Source organism: Parahoeflea olei, from assembly GCF_001703635.1.
Lineage (GTDB): Bacteria > Pseudomonadota > Alphaproteobacteria > Rhizobiales > Rhizobiaceae > Hoeflea > Hoeflea olei.
Genome location: NZ_LQZT01000012.1, coordinates 427,789 through 448,701, shown reverse-complemented (window position 1 = coordinate 448,701; position 20,913 = coordinate 427,789). Strand labels below are relative to the sequence as shown.

At 65.5% G+C, this 20,913-nt stretch carries 19 protein-coding genes; 11 read left to right on the top strand and 8 right to left on the bottom strand.

What is annotated here, in order from left to right:
* Positions 1-103 precede the first annotated feature (103 nt).
* Entirely contained in the window at positions 104-697 is a 594-nt protein-coding gene (locus tag AWJ14_RS10670) for a DJ-1/PfpI family protein (RefSeq protein WP_066178290.1), read from the top strand.
* Positions 698-718: 21 nt separating this feature from the next.
* Here AWJ14_RS10670 and AWJ14_RS10665 read toward each other — a convergent pair whose 3' ends face one another.
* Positions 719-1,270, bottom strand: coding sequence for a thermonuclease family protein (locus tag AWJ14_RS10665; RefSeq protein WP_066178287.1), 552 nt, complete (start codon positions 1,268-1,270; stop codon positions 719-721).
* A gap of 233 nt (positions 1,271-1,503) precedes the next feature.
* Between AWJ14_RS10665 and AWJ14_RS10660 the strand changes: the two genes are divergently transcribed.
* Positions 1,504-3,021, top strand: coding sequence for a sensor histidine kinase (locus tag AWJ14_RS10660; protein WP_066178661.1), 1,518 nt, complete (start codon positions 1,504-1,506; stop codon positions 3,019-3,021).
* A 46-nt stretch (positions 3,022-3,067) separates the two neighbouring features.
* On the opposite strand, the gene cobT is transcribed toward AWJ14_RS10660, so the two are convergent.
* The gene (cobT, locus tag AWJ14_RS10655) at positions 3,068-4,084 is read right to left on the bottom strand and encodes a nicotinate-nucleotide--dimethylbenzimidazole phosphoribosyltransferase (protein ID WP_066178284.1); all 1,017 of its coding nucleotides are present in this window, start codon (positions 4,082-4,084) and stop codon (positions 3,068-3,070) included.
* Positions 4,085-4,198: 114 nt separating this feature from the next.
* On the opposite strand from cobT, the gene AWJ14_RS10650 reads away from it, so the two are divergent.
* From AWJ14_RS10650 to AWJ14_RS10635, 4 genes are all read left to right on the top strand, one after another.
* Positions 4,199-4,981, top strand: a complete 783-nt coding sequence (locus AWJ14_RS10650; protein WP_066178281.1) for an adenosylcobinamide-GDP ribazoletransferase — start codon at positions 4,199-4,201, stop codon at positions 4,979-4,981.
* A 50-nt stretch (positions 4,982-5,031) separates the two neighbouring features.
* Positions 5,032-5,268, top strand: coding sequence for a DUF1289 domain-containing protein (locus AWJ14_RS10645; protein ID WP_066178278.1), 237 nt, complete (start codon positions 5,032-5,034; stop codon positions 5,266-5,268).
* The gene (locus tag AWJ14_RS10640) at positions 5,265-5,954 is read left to right on the top strand and encodes a TIGR02281 family clan AA aspartic protease (RefSeq protein WP_066178275.1); all 690 of its coding nucleotides are present in this window, start codon (positions 5,265-5,267) and stop codon (positions 5,952-5,954) included. Before AWJ14_RS10645 ends, AWJ14_RS10640 begins: the two co-directional genes overlap by 4 nt.
* A 166-nt stretch (positions 5,955-6,120) precedes the next feature.
* Positions 6,121-8,424, top strand: a complete 2,304-nt coding sequence (locus AWJ14_RS10635; protein ID WP_066178272.1) for a DUF1217 domain-containing protein — start codon at positions 6,121-6,123, stop codon at positions 8,422-8,424.
* A 37-nt stretch (positions 8,425-8,461) separates the two neighbouring features.
* On the opposite strand, the gene AWJ14_RS10630 is transcribed toward AWJ14_RS10635, so the two are convergent.
* Both AWJ14_RS10630 and AWJ14_RS10625 read right to left on the bottom strand, forming a co-directional pair.
* Entirely contained in the window at positions 8,462-9,280 is an 819-nt protein-coding gene (locus AWJ14_RS10630) for a sulfite exporter TauE/SafE family protein (RefSeq protein ID WP_066178269.1), read from the bottom strand.
* 254 nt (positions 9,281-9,534) lie between these two features.
* Positions 9,535-10,497 (bottom strand): extensin-like domain-containing protein, encoded by a 963-nt coding sequence (locus AWJ14_RS10625; RefSeq protein ID WP_425349623.1) that lies wholly within the window; start codon positions 10,495-10,497, stop codon positions 9,535-9,537.
* A 325-nt stretch (positions 10,498-10,822) separates the two neighbouring features.
* Between AWJ14_RS10625 and AWJ14_RS10620 the strand changes: the two genes are divergently transcribed.
* A complete protein-coding gene (locus AWJ14_RS10620; RefSeq protein ID WP_066178265.1) occupies positions 10,823-11,200 on the top strand; it encodes an acyl-CoA thioesterase in 378 nt (125 codons plus the stop codon).
* A 3-nt stretch (positions 11,201-11,203) separates the two neighbouring features.
* Here the strand turns inward: AWJ14_RS10620 and AWJ14_RS10615 are convergent, their stop codons facing one another.
* The 3 genes from AWJ14_RS10615 to AWJ14_RS10605 form a co-directional block, all read right to left on the bottom strand.
* On the bottom strand, positions 11,204-11,983 hold the full coding sequence (locus AWJ14_RS10615) for a hypothetical protein (protein ID WP_066178262.1): 780 nt from the start codon (positions 11,981-11,983) through the stop codon (positions 11,204-11,206).
* Between the two features lie 70 nt (positions 11,984-12,053).
* Entirely contained in the window at positions 12,054-13,058 is a 1,005-nt protein-coding gene (gene dusA / locus AWJ14_RS10610; RefSeq protein WP_066178259.1) for a tRNA dihydrouridine(20/20a) synthase DusA, read from the bottom strand.
* A gap of 209 nt (positions 13,059-13,267) precedes the next feature.
* Entirely contained in the window at positions 13,268-14,308 is a 1,041-nt protein-coding gene (locus AWJ14_RS10605) for a saccharopine dehydrogenase family protein (RefSeq protein WP_171904856.1), read from the bottom strand.
* Positions 14,309-14,372: 64 nt separating this feature from the next.
* Here AWJ14_RS10605 and AWJ14_RS10600 point away from each other — a divergent pair, with 64 nt between their 5' ends.
* Entirely contained in the window at positions 14,373-14,723 is a 351-nt protein-coding gene (locus tag AWJ14_RS10600) for a winged helix-turn-helix transcriptional regulator (protein WP_066178253.1), read from the top strand.
* A 322-nt stretch (positions 14,724-15,045) separates the two neighbouring features.
* Here AWJ14_RS10600 and AWJ14_RS10595 read toward each other — a convergent pair whose 3' ends face one another.
* A complete protein-coding gene (locus AWJ14_RS10595) occupies positions 15,046-16,488 on the bottom strand; it encodes a hypothetical protein (RefSeq protein WP_139112596.1) in 1,443 nt (480 codons plus the stop codon).
* 293 nt (positions 16,489-16,781) lie between these two features.
* Here AWJ14_RS10595 and hmgA point away from each other — a divergent pair, with 293 nt between their 5' ends.
* From hmgA to AWJ14_RS10580, 3 genes are all read left to right on the top strand, one after another.
* The gene (gene hmgA, locus AWJ14_RS10590) at positions 16,782-18,152 is read left to right on the top strand and encodes a homogentisate 1,2-dioxygenase (protein ID WP_083220172.1); all 1,371 of its coding nucleotides are present in this window, start codon (positions 16,782-16,784) and stop codon (positions 18,150-18,152) included.
* 146 nt (positions 18,153-18,298) lie between these two features.
* Positions 18,299-19,249, top strand: coding sequence for an MBL fold metallo-hydrolase (locus tag AWJ14_RS10585; protein WP_066178248.1), 951 nt, complete (start codon positions 18,299-18,301; stop codon positions 19,247-19,249).
* Positions 19,250-19,285: 36 nt separating this feature from the next.
* Entirely contained in the window at positions 19,286-20,911 is a 1,626-nt protein-coding gene (locus AWJ14_RS10580) for an FAD-dependent oxidoreductase (RefSeq protein WP_066178245.1), read from the top strand.
* The last annotated feature ends 2 nt before the right edge of the window (positions 20,912-20,913 follow it).

Below are 20,913 nucleotides of genomic sequence, written 5' to 3'. Positions count from 1 at the left end.
GCCCCTTCCCCTTGACCGCCGGACGATTGCCGATTTAAGTACTGGTCGGACCAATTTTACCTGACACACGTAACACAGTGCGGTCCAAACCGGGAGGAACCCCATGCCAGGCAAGAAAATACTGATGCTGACAGGCGATTTTACCGAGGAATATGAGATTTTTGTGTTCGAACAAGCCATGGAGGCTGTTGGACATACGGTCCATGTGGTCTGTCCAGACAAGAAGGCGGGCGATATATTGCGCACCTCACTGCATGATTTCGAGGGCGACCAGACCTACACCGAAAAGCTCGGCCACAACGTCACCCTGAACAAGACCTTCTCGGAGGCGGAAAAGCAGCTCGACAGCTATGACGCGGTCTATTGCGCCGGCGGGCGCGGGCCGGAATATATCCGCACCGACAAGCGCGTGCAGGCGATCGTGCGCCATTTCCACGAGGCCAGGAAGCCGATCTTCACCATCTGCCATGGCGTGCAGATCCTGATCGCGGTCGACGGCGTGGTGCGCGGCAAGAAGGTGGCCGGGCTCGGCGCCTGCGAGCCGGAAGTGACGCTGGCCGGCGGAACCTTCATCGACCTGTCGCCCACCGACGCCTATGTCGACGGCACCATGGTCTCGGCCAAGGGCTGGACGGCACTCGCCGCCTTCATGCGCGAATGCCTGAAGGTGCTCGGCACCGAAATCCGTCACGCCTGACAAGGCGGACCATCGCCCCGCTCAGCCCACCTCCCGGCCGCCGGAGACCCATGACTTGAGCGCGAGCCAGAGCGCGCCGGCCTGTTCGATCGCGAGATCGACGAGCGACCAGCGCTCCGGCTCGGCCCTGCCGGCGCGCCACTCCGCGGGCTGCGCGAAGGTGCCCGCCCAGAGACCGCGCTTCTCGGCGCGGGCTTCGGCTTCGGCCACGCGGTAGTCGCCATAGGCGACGGCATGGCCGGAGCGCACCATCGCCTGATTGAGATCGACACCGCCCGCGCGGCACCGCACCAGCGTGCGCCCGTAGCGGTCGCGGCCTTCGCTGACGCAGGCCACATCGCCGCGCGCGAGATCGCGCAGATGCGCTGCCGCCTCCCGCCCGCAAGGATAGGCGGCGCCGCCTCTCTCGCACTGCTGGCTGATCTCCGGCGCATCGATCCCCTTGAGCCGGAACCGGCGCGCGCCCGAGACGAGGCTGTCGCCATCGACCACGCGCACCGGACCGGAAATCTCCTCGCCGGCGTAGCGCTCGAGCCATGCGGCTGCGAGCGTGAGGACGACGAACAGGGCCACGACCCAAACCGCATCGGCAAAACGGCGGCCCCGGCTGCGGCGCCGGCCTCGCCTGCGAAGTGGAGATCTCATGCGCGCTTGCATCCCTGCCCGGCAGCCACCGGAGCGTTCGCCCTGTCCCAACGATGAATCCGCGAAAGCGGCAAACATGCAAACAAGTTCTTAAACTTTTAACTTTAGTTTTTCCAACCGGAGCAAAGGGGCCGGGTTACCAGGTGACGCAGCATCAGACCATGACCGACAAGAACATTGTCGATCGCTCGCGCGTTCACAAGAACGCCGAGGTGGTCAAGGCCGTGCGCGCCACCCGCGAACGGCTGCAGCACGGCCGGGAGATGCCGCCCGAATTCGACCTTGAAATGAACCGCCTGCATGTCAACGCCCTGCTTCAGGGGGCCGCGGCACCGCCGATGCTGGTGATTCTGGCGGCCATCGGCGGGCTGTGGTTCGACCAGGCCGTGTGGCTGATCGCCTGGGCGCTGGCCACCCTGTTCGTCTATGCCGGCCTCGTGCTGATGGCCCGTCGCGCCGCGCGCGAAACCGGCAATGCCGAGGCGGTGGAACGCTGGCGGCGGCGGTTCCTCATCATCTATGGCTTGATCGGGCTGAGCTGGGCGCTGTTTGCCTTTCAGGACTGCACCACCTGCGGGGGCGACACCTTCAATTCCTACAAGTCGGCCGTGCTGCTGATCGCGCTGGCCGCGACCGCCATGACCACCTTCGCCTCCCGCCTTGCGCTTTATCTCGTCACCGTGCCGACCGTGTCCGCACTGGCGCTGCGCGTGGGGATCGACCACCATATCTCGGATTTCGCGGTGCTGGCCATGATCTTGGGCGCGGCGCTGTTCTTCCTCTTCATGTCGCAGCGGCTTTATTCGGCGAACCTGAAGATGCTCAGCTTCCAGACCGAAAAGGACGACCTGATCGCCGAGCTGGAAGTGGCCAATTCCGTGTCCGACGAGGCCCGCCGCCGCGCCGAGGAATCCAATCTCGCCAAATCCCGGTTCCTGGCTTCGATGAGCCATGAGCTCAGAACCCCGCTGAACGCGATTCTCGGCTTCTCCGAAGTCATGGCGGGGGAAGTGCTCGGCCCGATCGAGAACCCGAACTACAAGGAATATGTCGGCGATATCCACCGCTCCGGCCAGCATCTTCTCAACCTGATCAACGAGATTCTCGATCTGTCGCGGATCGAGGCAGGCCGCTACGAGCTCAACGAAGCCGCACTCTCCTTCGCCAGCATTGCCGAGGACTGCATCGGGCTGGTGCAGCTCAAGGCACGCAGCAAGAATATCCGCATCACCGAAGCCTTCGAGGAAAACCTGCCCCTGGTCTGGGCCGACGAGAAGGCAATCCGCCAGGTGATCCTCAATCTGCTGTCGAACGCCGTGAAATTCACCCCTTCGGGCGGCGAAATCCAGGTCAAGCTCGGCTGGACGGCCGGCGGCGGCCAGTATGTGTCGATCCGGGACAACGGACCGGGCATTCCCGAAGAGGAAATCCCGGTGGTGCTGTCGGCTTTCGGTCAGGGCTCGATCGCCATCAAGAGCGCCGAACAGGGCACCGGTCTGGGCCTGCCGATCGTGCAGGCGATCCTTGCCAAGCACGGCGGCGAATTCGTCTTCAAGTCGAAGCTGCGCGAAGGCACCGAAGGCATCGCCATCCTTCCGCGCGAGCGCGTGCTCGAAAGTATGGCCCCGATCGAAGGCCTGGCCGGCGCGCCGCACCGGAAGAAGCGCGCTTTCAGCTAGCGCCCGGCCCGGATCTCCCGGCAGGGCGCGCCCTGTGGACTGCAGTCTAATCCTTGGTCGTGACGCCCGCATCGGCAAACGTCGCCATGCCGGAATGGCAGAGCGCGGCCGCCTTGACGATGCCGGCCGCCAGCGCGGCACCGGTGCCTTCGCCGAGCCGCATGCCGAGCGCCAGCAGCGGCGTCTTGCCGAGCTTCTCGATGGCGGCCATGTGGCCCGGCTCCGCGGAGACATGGCCGATCAGGCAATGATCGAGCGCACGCGGGTTGGCGGCATACAGCACCGCCGCAGCGGCCGTGGCCACGTAACCGTCGATCAGCACCGGAATCCGCTCCATGCGCGCGGCGAGGATCGCGCCGGCCATTGCCGCCAGCTCGCGCCCGCCAAGCCGCCGGAGCAGTTCCAGCGGATCGCCCAGATGCGGCTTGTGCAGCTTGACCGCGGCCTCGACCGCGGCGATCTTGCGCTTCAGCACCTCGCCTTCCGAACCGGTCCCGGGGCCGACCCAGTCGGCCGCCGATCCGCCGTAAAGCCCGTGGAAGATCGCCGCGGCAATGGTGGTGTTGCCGATCCCCATCTCGCCGATGCACAGAAGGTCGGTGCCGCCGGCGACCGCCTCCATGCCGAACGCCATGGTCGCGGCGCATGTGCGCTCGTCCATCGCCGCTTCCACGGAAATGTCACCGGTCGGGATTTCCAGCGCCAGGTCGAAGATCTTGAGCCCCAGATCATGGGCGACGCAGATCTGGTTGATGGCCGCGCCGCCGGCGGCGAAGTTCGACACCATCTGTGCCGTCACCGACGGCGGATAGGGCGTCACGCCCTGCGCGGTCACGCCGTGGTTGCCCGCGAAGATCGCCACCAGCGGGCGCGTGACCTGCGGCGAACGACCGGTCCAGGCCGCGAGCCAGAAGGCAATTTCCTCGAGCCGGCCCAGCGCGCCGAGCGGCTTGGTCAGTTGCGCGTCACGTTCGCGCGCCGCGGCCAGCGCCGCGGTGTCGGGTCCCGGCATGTTGCGCAGGAGGTCCCGAAAATCATCGAAGGGCATACCGCTGGCACTCATTTTGGTCTCCTGGCATTGTGGCGCATGACGCGCGGGCTGGCCCGGTGTAATTGTCGAATCGTCCAAGGACAATCATTTTCGCATGCCATCACGTCGCAGCCTGAGGAGCCCAAATTGCCTTTTCGCGACCATATCGACGACATCGCCCGCGCCACGGGCTTCCTCAGCCGCCTGCCGGTGCCCGCGCATTACTTCGCCACCCATGACGGCACGCTCTCGCGCGCCTCGGGCATGTTCCCGGCCGCAGGCGTGGTCATCGCCCTGCTGCCGGTCCTGCTGTTGTGGATCCTGTCCCTGCTCGGGGCCAATGCCGCGCTCAGCGCCCTGCTGACGCTGGCGCTGTTCCTCGGCGTGACCGGCGCGCTGCACGAGGACGGCCTTGCCGATTCCGCCGATGCCTTCGGCGCCCGCGGCGGCCGCGACCACATGCTCGACATCATGAAGGACAGCCGCACCGGGACCTATGGGGTGCTCGCGCTGCTGGTGAGCTTCGCGCTGCGCGCCACGGCGCTCACCATCCTCATCTCGGTGGTCGGTGGCTGGAACGCAGGGCTTGCCTTTTTTGCCGTCGCCGCCCTGTCGCGTACGGCGATCACCTGGCACTGGAACGAACTGCCCCCCGCCCGCCGCGACGGCGTGGCAGCCTCCGTGGGGGCGCCCGCAGACGGCGCCACGGCCCGGGCGCTGCTCACCGGCGGGGTCGGGTTCATCGTTCTGGCCGGCCTGTCGATCGGGCTGCTGCCAGCCGCCCTGGCGCTCGCCGTTGCCGCGGTGGCCGTCAACCAGTGGACCGGTCTCGTCGGCCGCAAGCTTCACGGCAACACCGGCGACACGCTCGGCGCGAGCCAGCAGATCGCCGAGACCGCGGCGCTTGTCACACTTGCCCTTTTGATCTGAAGACCCGATATAGGGCCGAGCGCCGCACCGCAGCTGAGCCGAAGGACCCCATGAGCATTCCGTCCCCGTGCATTCTCGTCTGCTCGATCGACATGACCACCGGATACTGCTTCGGGTGCGGTCGCACGCGTGACGAAATCGCCGGATGGATCGGCTACACGCCCGAAACCCGCGAGCGGGTGATGGCCGAACTGCCTGCCCGGCTCGAAACGGTGGAACGCAAGCCGAGGCGGGAAACGCGCCGGGCCAGGATGGCCCGCGAGCGCCTGGACGCGCAGCCGGAATGATCTTCATCCTCGCGCTGATCGGCGTCGCGCTTGCCGTGCTGATCTTCAACCACGATTCGGGCATGAGCTTCGGCCTCGCCAATGACGAGTTCGCGAGCCTCGTCTATCTCGGCCTGTTTGCGGCGGTCATCGGCGCGGGCGTGGTCGGCGCGCACCGCAATATCGGCGAGATGGTCAAGAACCTGGTGATCTGGACCGTCATCATCCTGGGCTTCGTGACCGGATATCTCTACCAGGACCAGGCCCGGGACATGGTGCTGCGCGTGGCAGGCGGCCTCGCGCCGGGACGCCCGGTCATGGTCGCCGACGAGACCGGGACCGCGGTTGCGATCCACAAGTCCATGAACGGCCATTTCGAAGCCGCGGGCAAGGTCAACGGCCAGCCCGTCAACTTCCTGATCGACACCGGCGCCACCTCGATCGCGCTGTCGCATGACGACGCCATTCGCATCGGCTTCCGGGACGAGGACCTGAGCTACTCGCTGGTGATCAGCACCGCCAATGGCCAGGCCAACGCCGCCGCGGTGCGGCTCGACCGGGTCGAGATCGGCTCCATCGAAAGGACCGGCCTGCGCGCCATGGTGGCCGAACCCGGCCAGCTCGAGCAGAGCCTGCTCGGCATGAACTTCATCTCCTCGCTCTCGGCCTTCGAGATGCGCCGCAACGAGGTGATCCTGCGCGATTGACGCCGGTCGGCGGGTGCGCCGGGCTCCGAAAATGCCTGGCTGCTGCGCGTTCAGCGCAAGCTTCGGGACAGCTTCAGGCAAGTTTGCCGGCCTAGCATGACTCCGGAGCTTTCCAGGATCCGTTTTCAAAGCGCCTTGCCGGAACCGCCCAACGCCAGGGTTCATCATGATTTCTACGTATCAGACCTATACTTTTTACACCAAGGACATCAATCAGACCCTGAAGCGCGCGGCCAACGACCCGATCGTCAGCCGCGAGCAGCAGTATTATCGCGAGAATATCGGCTCGATCAAAACCGTCGACGACTTCCTCGCCGATGGCCGCATCTATGCCTACGCGATGAAAGCCTACGGGCTCGAGGACATGGCTTACGCCAAGGCCTTCATCCGCAAGGTGCTGGAAAGCGACCTCACCGACACCTCCAGCTTCGCCAACCGTCTGTCGGACACCAAGTACCGGCAGCTCGCCGCCGCCTTCGACTTCGGCGCGACCGTGACCAGCGAAATCGTCCAGACCACCAGCCAGATCGATCACCTGATCGAGGCCTACACCCAGACCATCGCCGACAACGACTCCATCCTGCGGCAGGAAACCGCCTATTTCAGCTCCGTGGCGCCGACCTTCACCAAGGTCGATGACCTGCTCACCAACACGCGTGCCCGCGACTACGTCTTCAACACTTTCGGCATCGATCCCGATACCTTCGACTACACCACGATCAAGAACGTGCTCACCAGCGACATCACCGATCCCGACAGCTACGTGAATTCGGTGCTCGCCCCGCAGGTCGCCAACTGGAACACGCAGATCGACGACCTGATCGACCAGAGAACGGATCCGAGCACCACTGCGGCCCAGAAGGAAAAGATCGACTATCTGATCACCCAGTATTCCAAGGCGGTGGCCAAGGCCCGCAACATGTACGACATGGCGGCGTCGTTCAACTTCAATGCCGACGGCACGCTCGATCCGGGCGTGGAGGCGATGACCGCCGGCCAGTTGAAGATGGTGACCGAATCCTACGTCCTGTCGCAACCGCGGCTGACCTCGACCGGGGCGCTGCTCAACAAGCAGTACTACGAGGAAACGATCTTCTCGATCACCAATATCGACGAGTTGTTCGAGGACGAGCGGCTGACCGACATGGTGAGGGTGGCCTTCGACATCCCCAAGAAGACGACGGTTTCGGAGATACGCTGGGCGATGATGCAGGATCCGTCCGATCCCGACGGCGAGATCCACACCAAGGCCGACGCCATGATCGCGCTCGCCAAGGCGTTCAATTTCGAAAGCGACGGCAGCATCACCCCCGGCAAGGACATCCAGGACGCCGACCAGCTTTTCACCACCACCGCCAATTATATCGATCGCTACAACGATGCCGATGACGCCGCCGACGAGGCCGCGATCAAGAAGTACAAGCTCTATATCGGCCTGACCAGCAATCTGAACGATTTCCTGTCGAGCGAACCCGCGGCCGTGACCATCCGCGAATTTGCGCTCAAGGCCTTCAACATCTCGCCCGACGAGATCTCCACCTTCAAGCTCAAGCAGGTCTTCACCAGCGACCCCTACGACCCCAACAGCTATGTCAGCAAGATGAAGGACAAGCGGTTCCTCGACCTCGCCAAGGCCTTCAACTTCGCCCCGGACGGAAGCATCGGCTCGCCGCGCTACGCCCAGACCGAGAGCGAGATCACCCGTGTCGGCACCGCCTACTACGCGGCGGCCACGCGACTGGACAAGAGCGATTCCAACAAGCAGGCCGCGGAGAAGGAAGTCTCCTACTACCGCACCCAGCTTCAGAACCTGGAAACGCTCGACGACCTGCTTGGCGACAAGCGGCTGATGAATGTGCTGCTGACCTCCGAAGGGCTCGACCCGAAGACACTCGACCAGCAGACCCTGCGCGCGATCCTGACTTCCGATCTCGACGACCCCAACAGCTTCGCCAACCAGCAGAACAACGTGGCCTATCGCAAGCTGGCGGGCTCGTTCAATTTCGATGCGGACGGCGTGATCCGGTCGACATCGGCCAAGTCGGTCCAGAACGAACGCGGCATGGTGGAGACGCAGCATCTCTATCTGACACAGACGATCGAGCAGAATGCGGGCGAGGAAAGCGTCGGCGCCCGGCTGGCGATGTATTTCGAACGCATGGCCCCGACCATCACCAGCACCTACGAACTTCTCGCTGATGACGCCCTGGCGCAGTTCGTGCGCACCGCCTTCTCGCTGCCCGACTCGATCGCCAGCGCCGATATCGACGCCCAGAAGGAGCTGTTCGAGCGCTATCTCGACATCAATGACCTGCTCGATCCGGAGAAGGTCGACACCCTGGTCCGCCGGTTCGTGGCGCTCTACGATGTCCAATCGGACGAGCAGAACCCGCTGATCACGCTCCTGAGCGGCAATGCCTCGGTCAGCTTCGACACGGTCTCGACCTTCATGCAATTGCGCAACGGCTAAGACCGGGCGGAGTTGATGCCCGCCCTGGGAGACCGGCTCAGCTGAGGCTGTAGAAGAACCGTGCGGCGACGAACAGCATGAACAGGCCGAAGCCGATCTCGAGCTGGCGCTTGTCGAGCGCATGGGCAAGCCGCACGCCGAGCGGCGCAACCAAGAGCGTGATCGGGATGATCAGCGCCACCGCCACCCAGTTGACATAGCCTGTCGAGAACGGCGGCAGACCCGGCTCTCCCCATCCCGCCCACAGATAGCCGAACAGGCCCGGGATCGAGATCAGCACGCCCACCCCCGCCGATGTCGCCACCGCCTGGTGCACGGGGCGGCCATAGAGCGTCATGAAGGTGTTGTTGAGAACGCCGCCGCCGATGCCCATCAGCGCCGACAGGAGCCCGATCACCGCGCCGACTCCGGCACGGACCGGGTTGGCCGGCAGGTCGGTACCCAGCCGCCAATGCGCCTTGTTGAACAGCATGCGCAGCCCGACCAGGATGGCGATCAGCGCGAAGATCGCCCGCAGCGCGCTGCTTGAGACCGAGGCCGCAATCAGCGAGGCGGCCATCACCCCGAGCGGCACCGGCAGGATCCAGCTCTTGAGCAGCGCCATGTCCACCGCGCCGCGCTTCTTGTGGGCCAGGAACGAACGCAGCGACGTGGGCACGATGATGGCGAGCGAGGTCCCCACCGACAGGTGCATGCGCACGGCGTCGTCGACCTCGAGAAGCCCGAATACCTGGTAGAACACCGGCACCAGGATCGCGCCGCCACCGATGCCGAACAGGCCGGCAAGCACACCCGCCACCACGCCCGCCCCCGCAAGCGCGGCGGCAAACCAGATCAACTCTCCCACAGGCGGCATAGGCTCATTCCCTCACAACACATCGTTTGCGTGAGCCGGCACTTGGCCCGCGCTGCACGCGTCTCAGGCCGCAAACGCCATCATAGCGGATCATTTTTCAAGCCTTGTTTTTCCGGATTGCCCCGCCGTCCCCTGCGGATCCTGCCCGGGCCGGCGGGCGCGGGAGAAGTGATCTGACCCGGATGCGGCGCCAGGCCGGGCCGGAGCGGCCGCTCCGGAGCCTGAAGGCCTGCCGCGCCGGCCTTCCCTTCCCCTCAATCGCAGTGGCGATAGCCGGTCTTGCGGGTCCTCAGGTCGAAATGGAAGTGATCCTTGTGATGCACGTCGCTGCCCGGACCCAGCACGGTGGTGAAATATTTGCAGCTGTCGGCGCGGATCGAGTTGAGCAGGCTCTTCTGGCGCAGCGCGAAAAAGCCGGGCTGCTTGACCAGGATGGCCTTGCCGTTGTCGAGCGTGATCTTGCCGACATCGATGGCGTTGCCCTTGGCATGCTCGGACATCGGCGCGCCGCGCTTGGAATTCATGGTGCGGCAGGAATAGGACGAGAGCTGGTTGATCGACTTGACGCCCGACAAGTAGCGGACGCGGGCGGCCGGTCCGAGCTCGTTCTTGACCCAGAGCGCGAAGGCTTCCGTGATCTGGCAATTGAGCTTGGCCGCCGGCTTGATCTCGATCCCGCCCGACAGCCGGGTCAGCTCGACCGGATAGGGAATGGAGCAGCTCGAACCGGTGCCGATCGCCGGAATGTCGCGAAACGTGACGCCGAGCCGTTTCAGCCGCTGGCGGCAGGCCATTTCTGCGGCCGGAAGGCCACCGGCCCATTGCGGCTTGCTCATCGGGTTTTCGATCCGCGGCATCGCCGAAGCCACCTGGATCGGCCGGTCCTCGAGATCGACGGTACGGGGATCGCGCGCCGGCGCGCCCGCGCCGGCGGCAAGGCTCGGCTGATCGGTGCCGATGCCGGTGACGACCGGTTGATCGACGTAACCCTCGGGCAGCGCGGAGGTCACCTGCATGCTGTCGACGCCGTCCCCCACCGGATAGGCGAGCACGTTCTGCAACGGCGCATCGGGACCGCTGGGGATCGGCGAGGACTGCGTCTGGGCAAACATCGCCGGCTGCACCGGCGCCGGCGCCATCATCATCGGCGCTGCCGGCTCGCTGCGGATCACGGGATTGGCGGGTTCGATCGCGAGCAGGTCGCCGGGCGGCGACATGTCGCCCGAGCAGCCCGCAGCCAGGGCGGCCGCCGCAAGCGTCAGGCTCAGGGGCAAGCCCCCGCGGCGACGGATTCGAGCTACACAAGACAACATGGATTGCTCCAATTCAACGCAAGACCAGACAGGATTATTTCACGGAACGGTAAAGGAAGCCTGAGGACGGCCGTTAAGGTGTGGGGCAATATTGCGACCTGCCGGCCACTCTTCCGCCTTGCTCGGGCCCGGCCGGCCGCGGATGGCTGCCTTGCGGATTTCTCGCGCCCCGTCTTCAAAATGTCGCCGCATGCCGCTACAGCTTCCACAACCACAGAAGGAGCATCCCATGCCAAATCCGACCGGTGAACTCACGCTCAGGACGCTTGCCATGCCGGGCGACGCCAATGCGGCGGGCGACATCTTTGGCGGCTGGGTGATGGCGCAGATGGACCTTGCCTGCGGCATTCGCGCCGCCGAACGCGCCGGCGGCCGCGTGGTCACCGCGGCCGTCAACGAAATGTCCTTCGCCATGCCGGTCAAGATCGGCGACACGCTGTGCGTCTACACCGACATCGTCAAGGTCGGCCGCACCTCGATGACGCTGCTGGTCGAAGTCTGGGCGCAGCGCTATCTCTCGCCGAAGATGGACAAGGTCACCAACGCCCTGTTCGTGATGGTGGCGCTCGATGCCGCGGGCAAGCCGACGCCCGTGCCGGTCGCGTAGACCTCAGCCGGCCCCGCCGTCGCGCTTCATTTCGTAGAGATAGAGCCGGGTGCCGCGCCGGTCGGGCAGTTCCCAGATCTCGTCGGCCTCCACCCCGGGCACGGGGAAGGAATTGGAGACGAGCAGGCTGGCGGGCTTCATCGCGCCCTTCGCCTTTTCGTACAGCGCCGGCATCGGCTCGGGCGAGAGAAAGGCATAGACCAGGTCCTCCTCGCCGATCTCGGCCTCCCAGATATCCTGCCGCTCGATCAGGCCGCGGCCCTGCAGCTTCGACAGCAGCAGGGAGATGAGCCAGACCATCGGCGCGGATTCCACACCGCGCGCCCGCCGCCCCTCGCCGTCGAGGCTTCGGACCACGCCCCCGAGCCCGGACCCGAGATCCGTGAACCGTCGCGCGCCGCGCTGCTGCATCAGCTTGGCGAGCGCTTCGGTCGTCTGCCGGTTGGTGAGGTAGAGTGGCACCCGCTCGCGCGCCGTGTTGGAAAAGACGAGCGCGAGCAGGACGAAGGCCACGCCAAAGGGCCAGGCCGGCAGCGTGCCGGCATTGAGCGCAAGGCCGAGCGCCACAGGAAACAGAAGCCCGATCCACGCCCACCAGACCGGCAGGCCAAGCAGTTTCGTCACCAGCGCCGCTGTGAGGCACTGCGCGGCAAGTGCCAGCCAGACCAGCATGTCCGGATCCAACCGGTCGACGAGCATCAGCCGGAGGCCCACGGCCAGTGCCAGGGCGGCAAACTGGGCGAGCACCGCACCAATGATCGGATAAGAGCGAAATGCGGTCATGCGCGTCCCGTTGCCTGTTGCCTTGCCTGTCCCCGCCGGCACCCCTCGCGCCGGCCCACGCCGCCAGAACTCAGGCGGCCGCGGTCAGGTCCGTCATGTCGATCTCGGCGAAGGCCGCCGCGATCACCTCCGGCCCCACCCCCGGACGCGCGGCATCCGTCGACAGGATCTGCCGGTACCGGCGCGCCCCCCGCACGCCCTGGAACAGCCCGACCATGTGCCGCGTGACATGGGCAAGCCGCCCGCCGCCCGCGATGTGGCGCTCCGCGTAATCCATCATCGTCGCGCACAGCCCGGCCCAGTCGGTCTCGCCGGCATCCTCGCCGAAGATCGTCCGGTCGACCTCCGCAAGCAGCGAGGCATTGTGATAAGCCGCGCGCCCGAGCATCACCCCATCGACATGAATCAAATGCTCAAGGGCTTGATTCAGATCCGCAATTCCACCGTTTATACCGATGAAAACATTGGGATAATCCTGCTTCAAGCGATACACGCGATCGTAATCGAGCGGCGGAATGTCCCGGTTTTCCTTGGGCGACAGGCCTTCGAGCCAGGCCTTGCGGGCATGCACCCAAACCGCATCGGCACCTGCCTCGATCACGCGTTCGGCCAGCGCCGACAGCGCCGTTTCAGTGTCCTGGTCGTCGACGCCGAGCCGGCACTTGACGGTGACCGGAACCGTCGAGACCGCCTTCATCGCCGCCACGCAATCGCCCACCAGCTCCGGCTCGCGCATCAGGCAGGCGCCGAAGGCACCCGACTGCACCCGGTCGGAGGGACAGCCAACATTCAGGTTGATCTCGTCATAGCCGAACCCGGCGCTGATCCTCACCGCCTCGGCAAGCTTGTCGGGCTCGGAGCCGCCCAGCTGCAGCGCCACCGGATGTTCAGCCGCATCGAAGCCCAGCAACCGCACAGGGTCGCCATGGATGATCCCGTCGGCCACCACCATCTCGGTGTAAAGCAGCGCCCGGCGCGTAAGCTGCCGATGAAAGAACCGGCAATGCCGGTCCGTCCAGTCGATCATCGGGGCAATGGCGAAGATCTTGTCTGTGCCGGAATAGGTGTTCGTCATGAGCTTCCAACGGGTGCCACGGCGCGACCGATGTGCAGGGTCGCGAATTTTCCGGCCCCTCTCTATCACGGGCCGGTCCGGCAATCCACATCGGGGCAGAGGCCCAAAGACACGCGCACCACCGCCCGGCCCGCACCCCGGGCGGGACATGCGCAGGGCGGGAGCCAGGCGCGGGCATCGGGTGCGCTGCGCCCCACTGCCCGTCCCTGTCAGTCCTTGGAACCGGTCGAGGCGAGTTCGGTGTGCAGGGCGATGCCCTCGGCGGAAAGCGCCTCTTCAAACTCCCCAAGCCGCCACAGCTCGTCGATATGGCGGACGCCCTGCGCTCCGGCCGTGTCCAGACGCAACGCCACTTCGGCCGCCATCATCGCGGTGATATCGGCCTCACGCCTTCCATCGAGCGCGATGCTGCATCGGGCCGGCCCCTCCCCTATCTGCCCGGAGGCTTCGACGAGAAGCGCCGCCCGATCGTCGCCGATCCGCAGCAGCCCCAACAGCCGGACCAGTGCCCGCCGAACGCCAGCGTTTCGGGAGAGCCGGGAGAGCAGGCCCAGCGTCCATGGCGTCACCAGCGGCGAGCCGAGCGCAAGCCGGGTTTCAACCGCGCGATAGCCACGCCGCATCAGCGTGTGCTGGTCGGAGAAGTCGAAGGGTACGGTCGGCAGCGGCCGCCCGCCCGGCTGGAAGCGCATCGGACTTATGTCGCCCGGATCGACGGAGGCGAAGCTGCGCAGACTCCAGTCGAGCGCGGCCGGACCGTGGGCATCGCCGAGCCCGAGAAGGATGCCGATCCGGACCGCATCAGCCTGCGAAATGGCCTCGACCGCCTGTCGCGCCAGAAGATTGGTCAGCCCCGGCGCAAGCCCGACCGAGAGAACCGCGAGGGTACCGTGCTCCCGCGCCAGACCGTCAAGCGCCTCGATCCGCCGAATGACGGCATCGGTCGCGGTGATGTCGACATAGGCCGCGCCGCGCGCGAGCGTGGCGCGGGCGAGCGCGTCCGTCGGCGTGTCCAGGCAGCAGATGACGATATCCGCCGCCGCCAAAGGATCGGGCCGGGCTTCGGGCGCGGTGACATCGAGCCTGGCCCACCCCACGCCCAGCCGACTCGCGGCGCGCTGTGCCTTATCGGCGTCCCGCCCGGCAATCGTGACCCGGACCGCGCCGGTATGCGCAAGGCGTCTCGCGATTTTCTGCCCGACATGGCCATATCCGCCGGCGATAACTATATGCTTCATTCCCGATTCCATTCCGTTGCCGTCCTGACAGGACATCCAAAATCCCATCCGAGCACACCGAAACGAGACTCACCAAATGGTAAGCACCGGGACCGACATCGCAGCGCTTGCTCCGGGCCCGGACGAATGTCCGGCGGAGGACTGGCTGGCCTTTCTCGGCCATCGCTGGAACGCGCTGGTTCTGTGGCGCCTGGCCGACGGCCCGAAGCGATTTTCGGATCTCGAAGCCCAATTGCCGCGCATCTCGCCCAAGGTTCTCACCGATCGTCTGGGCGAACTCGTGCGCCGCGGGCTGGTGCGGCGCGAGACGGCGAGGACTTTCCCCCAGGGCGTGACCTACAGTCTCACCGACAAGGGCCGGGGCCTGCGGGACATTGTCGGGCGGCTTTATGAGTGGGCTGCGGAGGCGGACTCCGCGGAGAGCTGACGCAGCTTGAAGACCGTACCAGCCGCTCCCGCACCGCGCCGTTTCGGACGGCAAGTGCCCCAAGGCATCCTGCGTCGTTCAAGACGGAATGCGGTTGTTCGCGGGGGCTCCCCGAGACCACATCCCATTGCCGGGTTGAGGTCCCGTCGCGCGGGCGTGCCCGTTGAGGCAGGGGAACGCTTTGGCCGTGCCGGCCTGTCACCAGGCCTGCAACGCGGCATCAGGGTGCATACTGAAGGCGTAACCTGATCGGGGCAGCCAACCGCTCCAGGGCGACAGTGTCGCCGGTCTGCAAAGGCTGGCCGCCCCGCTTGAGGCCGGTTCAGTTGGCGCGGTCGGGAATGATCCAGGTGTAGTCCGTCAGCAGCGCCCCGGTGAAGCAGCTGCTTTCCGGCGTCAGCGGCGTCAACAGCCCGTAGCATTCCGGTGTCTGGTATCCGGTCTTGCCGATGCCGCCGCGCACATGGCAGTTGCGGCAACTGGTGGCGATCGGATGGGTCACGCCCTCGATATAGGGATTGACCGACTTCGGCAGGTCCCCTTGCGCGACCGGCTCATAGGCATAGGCTTCGGTCATCAGATACTGGTCCCACGGCCCGACCGCCTGCGGCAGGCGGGGCCGGTTCTGCGCATAGGGTCCCTCGCCCGGGGTCAGCGACCACCAGACGCTTTGCAGGGTCCAGCTGTCGATCTCCTTGGTATTGACATGCGCGGCCACCGTGACGAGGTAGTCACCGACGCCGAACGGCTTGTCGGTGAGCCACAGGCTGGCCGCGTTGAGGATCGCCTTGTCGGCGTCGCTGAACATCTTCCAGTCCTGTTCGGTCACCTGATGGTGGTAGAACCGGTCGATCGGCACGACATCGGCACGGCGGTGCTGCGGCGGGATATCGATCCCTTCGGCGGTTTTCACGCCGTAGAGATAGCTGACATCGACCTGCTTGCCACCGGCCTTTGCCGCGGGGTCGATCGCCACCACCGAGTTCCACAACTCGTAGCCGGCATAGCCCGCATAGAAATCCGGGAAATTCTCGGTCCAGACCGGCAGCGGCGTCAGCCCGTCCTTGTGCACCGGCCAGTACATCAGCTTGGTCGAGACATATTCCCGCGGCAGCTCGATCATGCGCTTGCCGTCCGCAAGTGCCTTATCCAGCGTGCTCTTAAGATAGAGTTTGCGGTCGCGGATGTCGTCAAAGGCTGCCTGCGACAGGCTCTCGACGGCGATCATGATGTCGCCATTGTTGACGAAATAGTCGCCGTCATTGACCGAATAGCTGCCGTCCTTCGCCTTGGTCACGCCGCCGGGATAGGTCTTGATGACATAGTCGGGCACCGGATATTGCGGCTGCGGCGTGTTGACGGGCACGTCCGCGCCGAGATCGGGCTTTGCCGCCGCAAGTTCGGGGTGGGAGGCCGGCGCGGGCGTGCGCCGCGGCTGCGCACCGACCGGTCCGGGCGGCCCGCCCGAGACGGAAAAGGCCTGGTGCGTCGTCTGCCAGCTGAACCAGATCGGCCAGGAATTGCCGTCGCCGGGATCGAGCGGCTGCATCACGCCGGCCCACAGGTTCCAGGCGTGGTTGCGTACCACCGCGCGGTCGGGATCGTTGGCCGCCTTCGCCAGCGCCTCGTTCTCCTGAAGATATCCGTATTCGCTGGGAATCGGCGTGTAGCGCGGACGCTCGGCGTCCTGCCCCAGGGCGAGCGATGGCGCCATCACCAGCGCCGCACCCAGCCATGTCCATCCCGACAGACCAATCCTGCTCATGCCATTCCCCCCCTTTGGTGTGGTTGTGTGCGAAAGACTTACGGCCGGCACCGGATTGCAACGCGACGAACACACGGATCAGAAAATGACAGCCGATCCTGGCAATGCTAGACGCAATCGGCATTCAAATCAACCAAAAGCTGTAATTTGGCGCACACCTCTACCGCATCCACCCAATCCAGTTTGCTTCAGGCCCGGGCCACGGCGACAAACGCCTTGACATTGTTGCAATCGCAACTAATTTTCCAGCCCATCCGTTTCATGCCTGAGCGCGGACGAGGAGGAGAGTGACCATGACCAGCCCAGCCCTGCCGAAAGGCCTGATCCGCGCCGTCGACGCCACGGCCACCCTGCCCGGCTACATGCCCGGCTTCGGCAATGATTTCGAGACCGAGGCGCTTCCCGGCGCGCTGCCGCGCGGCATGAACTCGCCGCAGAAGTGCAATTACGGCCTGTATGGCGAGCAGCTGTCCGGCACCGCCTTCACCGCGCCCAGCCACCAGAACGAGCGCACCTGGTGCTACCGCATCCGCCCCTCGGTCAAGCATTCGGGCCGCTACCGGAAGATCGACCTGCCCTACTGGAAGACCGCGCCCCATGTCGATCCCGACGTGATCTCGCTCGGCCAGTACCGCTGGGATCCGGTGCCCCACACCGACCAGCCGCTGACCTGGCTCACCGGCATGCGCACCATGACGACGGCCGGCGACGTCAACACGCAAGTGGGAATGGCGAGCCATATCTATCTGGTCACGCAGTCGATGGAGGATGCCTATTTCTACTCCGCCGACAGCGAGCTCCTGGTGGTCCCGCAGGAGGGCAAGCTCCGCTTCTGCACCGAACTCGGCGTGATCGATCTTGAACCCAAGGAAATCGCCATCCTGCCGCGCGGGCTGGTCTACCGGGTCGAGCTCGTCGACGGCCCGGCGCGCGGCTTCGTCTGCGAAAACTACGGCCAGAAATTCGAGCTTCCGGGACGCGGGCCGATCGGCGCCAACTGCATGGCCAACCGCCGCGATTTCAAGGCGCCGGTGGCGGCCTATGAGGACCGCGAGGTGCCCTCCGAACTCACCATCAAGTGGTGCGGTCAATTTCACGTCACCGAAATCGGCCATTCGCCGCTCGACGTGGTCGCCTGGCACGGCAATTACGCGCCGGTCAAATACGACATGCGCAACTATTGCCCGATCGGCGCGATCCTGTTCGACCACCCCGATCCGTCGATCTTCACGGTGCTGACCGCACCCTCGGGCGTGCCGGGCACGGCCAATATCGATTTCGTGCTGTTCCGCGAACGCTGGATGACGATGGAAAACACCTTCCGTCCGCCCTGGTACCACAAGAACATCATGTCCGAACTGATGGGCAACATCTATGGCGAATACGATGCCAAGCCGAACGGCTTCGCGCCCGGCGGGATCAGCCTGCACAACATGATGCTGCCGCACGGCCCCGACAACGAGGCCTTCGAGAAGGCGACGCATGCGGATTTGAAGCCCAGCAAGCTCGACAACACCATGTCCTTCATGTTCGAGACCCGTTTCCCGCAGCACCTGACGGCCTTCGCGGCCAAGGAAGCGCCGCTGCAGGACGATTACATCGAGTGCTGGGACGATCTCGAAAAGCACTTCGACGGCACCATCGAAGGCAACTGGACTAAATAGCCGCACCCCGCTGGCCGGCAGTGACCATCGGCGCGCTGTCGGCTAAAAGCAACACACGCAGGGCTCCCGCCCCGCGCCAGGCGGCCGCACGCACCGGAAAGCCCCCTCGGCGCCCCCGCCGGGACCAAGACAGACAAGGAAACGACATGGCCAAGGCATTCGCGTCGCAAGGCGACATGGAAGACAAGAAGATCAGCTTCACCGAAATCGGCGAGGGTCTTTACGCCTTCACCGCCGAGGGCGACCCGAACACCGGGGTGATCATCGGCGACGACAGCGTGATGATCGTCGAGGCCCAGGCCACGCCGCGGCTCGCGCGCAAGGTGATCGAGTGCGTCCGCTCTGTCACCGACAAACCGATCAGCCACCTGGTGCTCACCCATTACCACGCCGTGCGCGTGCTCGGCGCCTCGGCCTATGGCGCGCGCGAGATCATCATGTCCGACACGGCAGCGGCCATGGTCGAGGAACGCGGCCAGGAAGACTGGGACTCGGAATTCGGCCGCTTCCCGCGCCTGTTCCAGGGCCATGAGGAAATCCCCGGGCTCACCCGCCCCACCACCACGTTTTCGGAGGTGATGACGGTCTATCTCGGCCGCCGCCGCGTCGACATCATGAAAATCGGCCGCGCCCACACCGCGGGCGATGCGGTGATCTGGGTGCCCGACCAGGAGGTGATGTTTACCGGCGACATCGTCGAATACAAATCCGCCTGCTACTGCGGCGACGGCCATTTTGCCGACTGGCCGGAAACGCTCGCCAATATCGCGGCCTTCGAGCCGAAGAGCATCGCGCCGGGCCGCGGTGATGCGCTGGTGGGCGAAGAGATGGTCGCCAAGGCACTCGCCTCCACCGCCGATTTCGTCGAGAGCACCTACCGGCCGGTGGCGAAGATCGTCGCCCGCGGCGGTTCGCTCAAGGAAGCCTGGGATGCGGTGCGCGCGGCCTGCGACCCGAAATTCTCCGACTACGCGATCTACGAGCATTGCCTGCCGTTCAATGTCGCGCGCGCCTATGACGAGGCCCGCGGCATCGACACGCCACGGATCTGGACTGCCGAGCGCGACAAGGACATGTGGGCGGCGCTGCAAGGCTGACCGGACAACCAGAATTCGGCGGCGAGGAGGAAACCGATGCTGCAAGATCGCTACACGCTGGCCTTCCGGGTCTATCCCTATGCACGCTCCGCCGACCAGGATGCGCCGGCGCCGGTGCGCCACCCGGTGGTGGTGGGCGGCGGCGGGCCGATCGGGCTTGCCATGGCGCTCGACCTCGGCCGCCAGGGCATTCCCGTGCTGGTGCTTGATGACCACGAGGGCATCGGCATGGGCAGCCGCGCGATCTGCTTTTCCAAACGCGCGCTCGAAATCGCCGATCGCTACGGCTGCGGCGAGGCGATGCTCGAGAAGGGCGTGGTCTGGAACGTCGGCAAGGTGTTCCATGACGACCGGCAGGTGTTCGAGTTCAACCTGCTGCCGGAAACCGGCCACAAATTCCCCGCCTTCATCAACCTGCAGCAGCCCTATTTCGAGCGCTTCCTGTTTGACCAGATCGAGGCCGAACGCGCCCGCGGCGCGCCGATCGAGATCCGCGGCAAGAACCGCATCGACGCGGTCGAGGATGCGGGCGACCATGTCAGGATCGCGATAACGACGCCCGACGGCCCCTATGCGCTCGAGGCCGACTGGCTGATCGCCTGCGACGGCGCCGGCTCGCCGATCCGGGCCATGCTCGGGCTCGATTTCGAGGGCCGCGTGTTCCAGGACAGCTTCCTGATCGCCGATATCCGCATGAAATCGACGGAGTTTCCGACCGAGCGCTGGTTCTGGTTCGAGCCCTGGTTCAAATCCGGCGCCTCGACGCTTCTGCACAAGCAGCCCGACGATGTCTGGCGCATCGACTTCCAGATCGGCTGGGACGTCGACCGCAAGGAGGAAATGAAGCCCGAGAACATCCGCCGCCGGCTCGACGCCATGCTCGGCCCGGAGGTCGAGTACGACATCGTCTGGTCGTCGATCTACACCTTCCAGTGCCGGCGCATGCGCAAGTTCACCCACAACCGCGTGATCTTTGCGGGCGACTCCGCCCACCAGGTCTCGCCCTTCGGCGCGCGCGGGGCGAATTCCGGCATGCAGGACGTCGACAATCTCGGCTGGAAGCTCGGCCTGGTGATGTCCGGGCAGGCACCGGCCAGCCTGATTGAGAGCTACAACGAGGAGCGCGTCCACGGCGCCGACGAGAACATCCTCAATTCCACCCGCGCGACCGATTTCATCACGCCGAAATCGAAGACCAGCCATATCTTCCGCAACGCCGTGCTGGATCTCGCCGAACACATGCCCTTTGCCCGCAGCCTGGTCAATTCCGGCCGGCTCTCGGTGCCCTGCACCTATGACGGGCTGTCGCTCAACGGACCCGATGCGCTAGCCGGCAGCCCGGCGCGCAGCCGCCCCGGCAGCGCCTGCGCCGACGCGCCGCTCGAGGGTGGCTACCTGCTCGACCGCCTGGGCGACGGTTTCGTGATCCTGACCCTGGACGCAGCCGCGCCCGAAAGCATCGAGGAAGACGGCGTCGTCGCCCGCCGCCTGGCCCTTGGCGCCGCCGACGATGCCTCCGGCGCGCTGCGCGAGCGCTATCTCGGCGATGCGGCGTCGGCTGTCTATCTGATCCGGCCCGACCAGCATGTGGCCGCGCGCTGGGAGAACTATGACGAGGCAGCCCTGCGTGCGGCGTTGCGCAAGGCCTGCGGAAAGGACTGACC

Bases quoted from the DNA above. Each gene is read 5' to 3' on its own strand.
- AWJ14_RS10670 (WP_066178290.1), top strand. From the start codon at position 104: ATGCCAGGCAAGAAAATACTGATGCTGACAGGCGATTTTACCGAGGAA.
- AWJ14_RS10660 (WP_066178661.1), top strand. From the start codon at position 1,504: ATGACCGACAAGAACATTGTCGATCGCTCGCGCGTTCACAAGAACGCC.
- cobT (WP_066178284.1), bottom strand. From the start codon at position 4,084: ATGAGTGCCAGCGGTATGCCCTTCGATGATTTTCGGGACCTCCTGCGC.
- AWJ14_RS10645 (WP_066178278.1), top strand. From the start codon at position 5,032: ATGAGCATTCCGTCCCCGTGCATTCTCGTCTGCTCGATCGACATGACC.
- AWJ14_RS10640 (WP_066178275.1), top strand. From the start codon at position 5,265: ATGATCTTCATCCTCGCGCTGATCGGCGTCGCGCTTGCCGTGCTGATC.
- AWJ14_RS10635 (WP_066178272.1), top strand. From the start codon at position 6,121: ATGATTTCTACGTATCAGACCTATACTTTTTACACCAAGGACATCAAT.
- AWJ14_RS10630 (WP_066178269.1), bottom strand. From the start codon at position 9,280: ATGCCGCCTGTGGGAGAGTTGATCTGGTTTGCCGCCGCGCTTGCGGGG.
- AWJ14_RS10625 (WP_425349623.1), bottom strand. From the start codon at position 10,497: ATGTCGCCGCCCGGCGACCTGCTCGCGATCGAACCCGCCAATCCCGTG.
- AWJ14_RS10620 (WP_066178265.1), top strand. From the start codon at position 10,823: ATGCCAAATCCGACCGGTGAACTCACGCTCAGGACGCTTGCCATGCCG.
- AWJ14_RS10615 (WP_066178262.1), bottom strand. From the start codon at position 11,983: ATGACCGCATTTCGCTCTTATCCGATCATTGGTGCGGTGCTCGCCCAG.
- dusA (WP_066178259.1), bottom strand. From the start codon at position 13,058: ATGACGAACACCTATTCCGGCACAGACAAGATCTTCGCCATTGCCCCG.
- AWJ14_RS10605 (WP_171904856.1), bottom strand. From the start codon at position 14,308: ATGGAATCGGGAATGAAGCATATAGTTATCGCCGGCGGATATGGCCAT.
- AWJ14_RS10600 (WP_066178253.1), top strand. From the start codon at position 14,373: ATGGTAAGCACCGGGACCGACATCGCAGCGCTTGCTCCGGGCCCGGAC.
- AWJ14_RS10595 (WP_139112596.1), bottom strand. From the start codon at position 16,488: ATGAGCAGGATTGGTCTGTCGGGATGGACATGGCTGGGTGCGGCGCTG.
- hmgA (WP_083220172.1), top strand. From the start codon at position 16,782: ATGACCAGCCCAGCCCTGCCGAAAGGCCTGATCCGCGCCGTCGACGCC.
- AWJ14_RS10585 (WP_066178248.1), top strand. From the start codon at position 18,299: ATGGCCAAGGCATTCGCGTCGCAAGGCGACATGGAAGACAAGAAGATC.
- AWJ14_RS10580 (WP_066178245.1), top strand. From the start codon at position 19,286: ATGCTGCAAGATCGCTACACGCTGGCCTTCCGGGTCTATCCCTATGCA.